This window comes from Deltaproteobacteria bacterium (assembly GCA_020845775.1).
Classification (GTDB): Bacteria; Bdellovibrionota_C; UBA2361; order SZUA-149; family JADLFC01; genus JADLFC01.
This window is the reverse complement of the sequence record JADLFC010000059.1, coordinates 1-6,970: the sequence shown is the minus strand read 5'-3', so window position 1 is coordinate 6,970 and position 6,970 is coordinate 1. Positions and strand designations below refer to the sequence as shown.

8 protein-coding genes are annotated in these 6,970 nt (G+C 46.1%); all 8 read right to left on the bottom strand.

Annotated elements, in window-relative coordinates; genetic code table 11:
* A partial coding sequence (locus IT291_04185) for an ATP-binding protein (protein ID MCC6220423.1) occupies positions 1–810 on the bottom strand: 810 nt, incomplete at its 3' end.
* Positions 811–926: 116 nt separating this feature from the next.
* Positions 927–1,964 carry a zinc-binding dehydrogenase gene (locus tag IT291_04180; GenBank protein MCC6220422.1) on the bottom strand — a complete coding sequence of 346 codons (1,038 nt, stop codon included), beginning with the start codon at positions 1,962–1,964 and terminating at the stop codon, positions 927–929.
* An 11-nt stretch (positions 1,965–1,975) separates the two neighbouring features.
* Complete coding sequence (mnmE, locus tag IT291_04175) at positions 1,976–3,415, bottom strand: tRNA uridine-5-carboxymethylaminomethyl(34) synthesis GTPase MnmE (protein MCC6220421.1); 1,440 nt, start codon at positions 3,413–3,415, stop codon at positions 1,976–1,978.
* 17 nt (positions 3,416–3,432) lie between these two features.
* Entirely contained in the window at positions 3,433–5,283 is a 1,851-nt protein-coding gene (gene yidC / locus IT291_04170) for a membrane protein insertase YidC (GenBank protein MCC6220420.1), read from the bottom strand.
* Positions 5,280–5,534 (bottom strand): membrane protein insertion efficiency factor YidD, encoded by a 255-nt coding sequence (gene yidD / locus IT291_04165; GenBank protein ID MCC6220419.1) that lies wholly within the window; start codon positions 5,532–5,534, stop codon positions 5,280–5,282. The genes yidC and yidD overlap by 4 nt, the downstream gene beginning before the upstream one ends.
* Position 5,535: 1 nt before the next feature.
* Positions 5,536–6,015 (bottom strand): ribonuclease P protein component, encoded by a 480-nt coding sequence (gene rnpA / locus IT291_04160; GenBank protein MCC6220418.1) that lies wholly within the window; start codon positions 6,013–6,015, stop codon positions 5,536–5,538.
* Positions 5,979–6,140 (bottom strand): 50S ribosomal protein L34, encoded by a 162-nt coding sequence (gene rpmH, locus IT291_04155; protein ID MCC6220417.1) that lies wholly within the window; start codon positions 6,138–6,140, stop codon positions 5,979–5,981. The genes rnpA and rpmH overlap by 37 nt, the downstream gene beginning before the upstream one ends.
* 114 nt (positions 6,141–6,254) lie before the next feature.
* The coding region (locus tag IT291_04150) for a DUF4143 domain-containing protein (protein ID MCC6220416.1) at positions 6,255–6,970 on the bottom strand (716 nt) is incomplete at its 5' end.

Genomic DNA, 6,970 nt, shown 5'->3' with positions numbered 1-6,970 from the left:
TGTATCGCGAATGCCTATCAAATAGCAGGCAAGTCCCACGTCAAAAAAGTATAGCTTAGGCGACTTAACCAATCTTTTTTTTATGTTTCTATAAAATGGTGGAAGCAGGTAAATAATAAAAGAAGCCTCTAGAATCGAAAGCCATGAACGAATGGTCTTCTGATCGAGGCCACAGGCGTTTCCTAGTGAAGTCATATCGAGAAGCTGGCCCGTATGTGCTGCACAGAGCTTGAGAAACCGAGTAAAGGCGCTTAAATCGCGAACATTTAGTAATGTTCGAACGTCCTTTTGTATATATGTTTCACAATAGGACGCTAATGCTTCTGTTGGATCGAGCTTCTTGGCATGTATACGCGGATAAAATCCGCGAAACATTACCTCGTCGATCTCGGCGTTGCTACCTTTGGGAAATAACTCCTTAATAGTAAGCGGAAGAAGCTTAAAAATAGAGGTCCTTCCCGCAAGGGATTGACTAACCGTGTTGGAGATCGTTAAGTTTTCCGAGCCCGTCAGAATAAATCGGCCAGGCCGGTCATCCTCATCTACAAGTTGCTGAAGATAGGAAACCAAGTCCGAAGCTTTTTGGATCTCATCCAAAATAACATTTTCCCGAAGCTTTGAAAGGAATCCTCTAGGATCCTCAGTGGCAGCTTCTCTTAAATCCAGATTCTCTAGGTTTATATACTGATGATTTGGAAACACTGCTCGAGCAACCGTGGTTTTACCCGATTGCCTAGGTCCCATCAGGGTAATAACGGGATACTTTTCTGCCGATTTTTTCAGTCTATCACTAACAGAACGTTCAATCATATCAGTAACTTACTTGCTCTCGGTGAAAATGCGGATTTTTATTCCGGTTTTTTACCAGATTACCCTAAGATACATTATCTGCAAAGATCATAACTGGGACACTTTTGCTCGAGTTGTTAAGATTGTGCAGTTAAAACGATTTTTCCAAATTGCTCCCCGCGGGCGATTCTCTCATAGGCCTCGCGGCCTTTTTCTAGAGGCAAAACGCAATCTATGCTCGACGCTATCTTTCTATTCCACACTAGCGGCATAACCGTTTGAAAATCCTCCTTGCTTCCCATAGTAGAGCCAATAATGCTTATTTGTTTAGTGAAGATGAGGCGATTGTCGATTGAAAGCATGGGGCCGCTGGTGTTTCCCACGGTTACAATTTTTCCCCCACGCGCTACCGCTCTTAGCGATTGCTCCATAGTTTTTGCGCCGACGTTGTCTACGACTACATCCACCCCCCGACCATTCGTAAGGCGCTTGACTTCGCGGCTCCAGTCGGGACATTGGCGGTAATTAATCGCGTGATGGGCGCCAAGGCTGAGGCATTTTTGCAGCTTCTCCTCGCTACTGCTTAGCGCAATTACGGTAGCTCCAAAGTGTTTGGCGAGCTGCAAACTAATGTTGTTTAAACCTCCGCCCGCACCAACGATTAACACACTTTGCCCCGCGGTTAGTGCAGCGCGAACTTTTAGCATCCGCCAAGCCGTTAGCGCAACTAATAGCGGAGCACAGGCTTCGGTATAGTCGAAATCTGAGGGGATTTTCATTAAATTTGCTGCTGGCACGCTCACAAACTGGGCAAAGCCGCCGCGCCTAGTCTCTCCCAAAATCCCATAATAGGGACTTACGCTTTCCTCTCCGCGCCTAGTCCACTCATCTTCCACTTCGATAATGCCCGGATTTACCACTACTCTATCGCCGATCTGCCAGTGTATTACTCCTTCTCCCAACTCAGCTATTTCCCCAGCTACATCTGAACCACCAACGTGAGGCATTTCTAGCTTTAAGCCCGGCCAGCCGCCGAGAACCCACAAATCCAGGTGGTTTAAGGCGCAGGCTCTCACTCGAACTAATACCTCACCTGGTTTAAGAGAAGGTTTGGCAATATCCCCATACTTTAGGACATCGGGTCGGCCGTGTTGCTCGAAGTAAAGTGCCTTCATTCCAGTGCTCCTTATTTGCCAATGCAAAACTTGCTAAAAATTCGCTCTAAAATATCCTCGCTACTAGTGACGCCAATGATATCGCTTAACGACGACAAAGCTTGGCGAATGTCTGAAGCAATAAGTTCAACCGCTGTGCTTGCCTTTAGATTAGAAAGCCCCTCCTCTAAAGCCTTCCTTGCCTCTAAAAGACAATCGCGATGGCGAAAATTAGTCACTATCGCACCAATACTGGCCGAAGAATTCATCAATAACTTCCCTCGGATTGCTCTCTTTAGCTCTCTAAATCCTTGGCCATTAGTTGCCGAAACAAATAAAGGTTCTAATGCTTCTGCCGCCCCAAAAACCTCCTGCACATGCAACTTAAGCTCTATCAACTGCTCCTCTGACAGCAAATCGCACTTATTCCCAACAGCAACTACGTTATTAACTTTTGCAATGACTTGCCTAAATAACTTCTCCAAGCCATCTACATCCTCTGTGACATCAAAGACAAAAACGGCTAAATCTGCATTTTCTACCCTAAGCCAACTCTGCTCTACGCCCATCAAGTTAAGCCTACTAACTTCGTCGCTTGGCAAAGTCGAATCTATAATTCCAGCAGTATCCCAGAGACGTATTAAAAGGCCATCTAGTGAAATGCGCTCCTCGATAGCGTCACGCGTAGTTCCTGCATACTGGCTAACTATTGCCCTCTCTTCACCTACAAGCCTATTTAAAATGCTCGATTTGCCGGCGTTGGGATAACCAACAATGACAACCTGAGCACCCTCGCGATATAACTTGCCGGTCCTAAAAGACTCAAGAAGCCTATCAATCGCGGTCACTGCTTCTTTTAACATCAGATTAATCGCAAACTCGCTAGCCGTCTCAATATCCTCCTCGGGAAAATCGATAAAAGCCTCTAGTTCCGCCAAACAGTTTTTTACCTGCTCGCCCAATTGAGATATAGCCGCAGACAAAGCCCCGGCTAGCTGATGCTTTGCAGCCCTAGCCTGAGTCTCGCTTTCCGCCGCAATTAAATCTGCAATTGCTTCGGCCTGAACTAAATCTAACTTGCCATTTAAAAAGGCCCGCTTGCAAAACTCCCCCGGATTCGCAAGGCGCAAACCACAGGCACACAAACTCTCTAGGAGCTTTTCTACGAGAAACGGGCTTCCGTGAATGTTAAACTCAGCCGAGTCTTCACCAGTAAAGCTCCTAAAACGAGGAAAATAAACGACCATGCCACTATCGAGTAGTTCTGCCTCAACATGGCTATAGTCGCTATATTTGAGGTGGCGAATATCGACCAGCATCAACTTGCGGGGGTTATCTATCACGCGCTTAGCTTGAACCACCAAACTCTCAATAGCCTGGCGCGTAAGCGGCCCGCTAATTCGCACTACCGATATAGCGGAATGCCCAGCTGCCGTAATTGGTGCTGCAATCGTTTCATCTAAATCGCCCACAACTCCTTGTGATGATTTTATCCTACGGCACTTAACAACCAAGTTAGCAAGAAAAGCCCAAGGGAAACTGCCCCAGTCGCCATTAAACTTACTTTTGGACCGAGCACATTTAAAGTCTTTTGCTGAGCAATCGATATTAAATTACTAGTTAACCAGTAAAGTGTAAGTCCAGCTGGGAATTTTGCAAACATAAACCCAAACACTACTGGCATTATCATCATAACCTTCTTCTGCGCGGGATCCACTGCTGCTGGCGTCATCCATTGCTGAACCAACATGGAAATAACCATTAGAATCACCATCACAGGAATACCAACCCCAGCTACCATGAGCTGTTCGGGCGCGGATAAATCAGTAATCCAAAAAGCAAACGGCGCATGGCGAAGCTCAATCGTTAGCAAAAGACCAGAATAAAGCCCAATAAAGATAGGCATTTGAAGTAACATGGGCAAGCAACCACCAAGAGGGTTAACTCCTCGCTTTTTGTACAAATTCATTAGCTCCATTTGCTGCTGTTGTTTATCGGTAATGGTCTCGCGAATCCGCTTAATCTCTGGCTGCACAGCTTGCATGGCCTTCATCTGCTTAAACGATGCAGCATTAAGTGGAAAAAGGGCAGCTCTCACAATTATGGTTAACAGCACTATAGCGACGGCATAGTTATCAAAAGCTGAATAGCAAAGATGTAACATCATCACCAAAGGTGCTGCGATAAAGCCCGTCATGCCAAAGTTAATGCTGCGCTCGAGGTTATTACCAACACTTGCTAGCATTTCGTAACTCTTGGGACCCGCAAAAAGATTAAGAGCTACAACATCTTGCTGCATTTCAGTTTTTATCCCACAGCTGTAAAAATCTCCTGCGTTTTTACACTGCGCCTGAAAAAAATCACTCTCTGCCATGAGTGAAGCCATGAAGTACTTATCTGCCATGCTAACCCAACGGACTGCACCCAAAGTTTTCGCATTGCCGTCTATTTCTCTTAGCTCTTGAAGCTCCTCGTGGTGCGCTTTCTGCCCATCATCCCAGACAAGAGCACTGCGATCGTAGGGATCTAGTAAGCGCTTGTTCTTCTCCGTTATAAATTTCGTCCAACTTACACTCAAAGACTGCCCTATAGAGGCCGCCGAAGCTGTCTCCGGCGACGTTGCGCCATTAGCTAAAAATATGCGCACCTCTGTAACATATCCACTGCCATGAAAGTTAAGCCGCTTAGTAAGCTTCCTCCCGTCTGGCAAAATTCCCTCTAGTAATAACTCCTGACTTTGGCCAGCGCGTAGGCTAAACTTGTCATTTGCTTCGCCAACAAGCTGATAATTGACGCGTGCATCAGTAATGTTTCCTACATCTATGCCAAGCGGGTAGGGTAGTGAATCGACGTGGCTAACTAGATTGAGAGGATCGCCACCTTGAACGTTTTTTTCTAAGTATTGCTTTAGCCGATACTCAATAATCCTTGCACCGAGAAGAGCGATTTTAGCACTTATAGTTTCAGTCTCGACTTGCAGTATGCCATTTGCAAGAATCTCGGCATCACTCGGAAATTCGCCAACTGCTTTGCCGGGCTCTATCTTAGTTCCCTGAGTCGACCCAACATTAGCCTCTACCGATGACTGAACCGCATCGTGGGAGGCCCCATCTATAGCAGTTCCCTCGCTGTTACTTGCTGAATTATCTGGCGCAGTTTTCTTGCTACCGTAAAAGAACGGATCCCAAACAGTTTGTTTGTAGATGAAAAACAAAATCACAAACATCAGCAATCCGAGGGCCTTTTTGCTGTTATCTCTATCCTCAGTCATACCTACCGGAGTTTCCTTTTCGTTCTTACCTTCGTTTTCTCGCTTGAGCTTGTTTCGCGCTATGTTCATGGCAACAAATCCTCTCCTCCTTGGCACATGGGGTTACATCTTACGACCCTTTTAATACTTAGCCACAGCCCTCGAATAAAGCCGTATCGCTTAAAAGCTTCAATTGCGTATCGAGAACAAGTCGGTTCAAACCGACAATGGCAACCAAAACAAGGCGAAATTGCGCGATTCCAAACTTTAAGCAATGACGTGCAAACTACAACGAATAGCGAATTTATTACAGAGACTAGAAAAAAAAGGCTGGATCTCATGTCAATTCTCTTGCGAACCCGCAGTCCTGGGCCACCCATCCACGTGCATCACGCGAGCAATTTTCCCAAAAAGCCCATTAAGTTCCTGCTTAATGTCCGCAAACTCCAAATCTGCTGCTCCTGCAAGCGCAATGATAACGAAATCTATTTTCGCTTTAGCTAGCTGCTGTTTGTAGAAACGATAAATTTCCTTTATTCTTCGCCGCAAGCGATTGCGGCGAACAGCGCTCTTGTGAATCTTTCGCGTAATAGTAACGCCAATCCTAGAATTCCTTCCTTCGCCTGCCAAACATTTGGAACTGCAAACTGCTACTAAGAAGTGCTTTGAGCGGAACTTGCGCCCATGTGATTGAACGTGTAAGTAATCGCGCCGGCGCTTTATTCTATGAGAAGGCCCAAGCCGAAAATCTACGCCCATGCCGCACGAAGTGCCACTTAGCAAGACTAGCGCTTTCGACCCTTCTTGGGGATGCTGACACAAATGGCCTTACGCCCATGAGCCCTGCGACGCTTCAAGACATTGCGCCCGGCCTTAGAAGCCATTCTTGCTAAAAAGCCGTGGGTTCTTAACCTACTAATTTTACCTGGTTGATATGTTCTTTTCATAAGTAATTTGAGCTTATAGCTAATATGAAGAGCGAATGTCAAGCAGAACAAACGATTAAAGGGTGTATTTCTTTAGGCCTTTTGTCGCTCATGGCATCCCTCTCAATAGGGATACTAGTTCGATTGCTCTTCCGCCACAATGCCATCCAATGGCGAAACGGCGATGCGTTCCGCCATATAAAATCTCTCTTCCACTGGCGCAACTACCGTAAGGCTTTCAATAGGCAATGTCTGGAGGGCAACATGCATCGACTTAGTGGCCTGTGGTGCCGAGCTATATTTAAACTCGAAGGCTTCAATTTTTCCACGCTGGCGAATTAAGAGATCTACCTCGCCTTGTCCATGAATTCCCCAAAAGAAACAATCACTAGGATGAGCAGCCTTTAATCTAACAACCTGCTCCAAGGCAAACCCCTCCCAAGATGCGCCACATTTTATGTGAGTTAAAAGGCTAGAATTATCATAAACACCCATCAGTTGATGCAACAATCCGCTGTCGCGGAAGTAAATTTTGGGCGACCGAATCTGGCGCTTCTTAATATTTGCAATAAAAGGCTGAAGCTGCCTCACCATAAAGGTGCCGCTGAGGAGATCCAAATAACGCCTAGCAGTGGTATCGGCAATGCCAAAAGAACGGGCCAATTCGGCAGTATTAAGGATATTTCCATGACAATGAACTAGCATCATCCAAAATCTTCTCAGAGTGTCGGCCGGAATAGATATGCCAAGACCGGGAATATCCTGCTCTAGGTAGGTGCGAATATAGGCTGCAAGCCAGGTAAATGCATCGCTATCGCTCTTTGCCAGAAAAGAGAGTGGATAGCCACCTC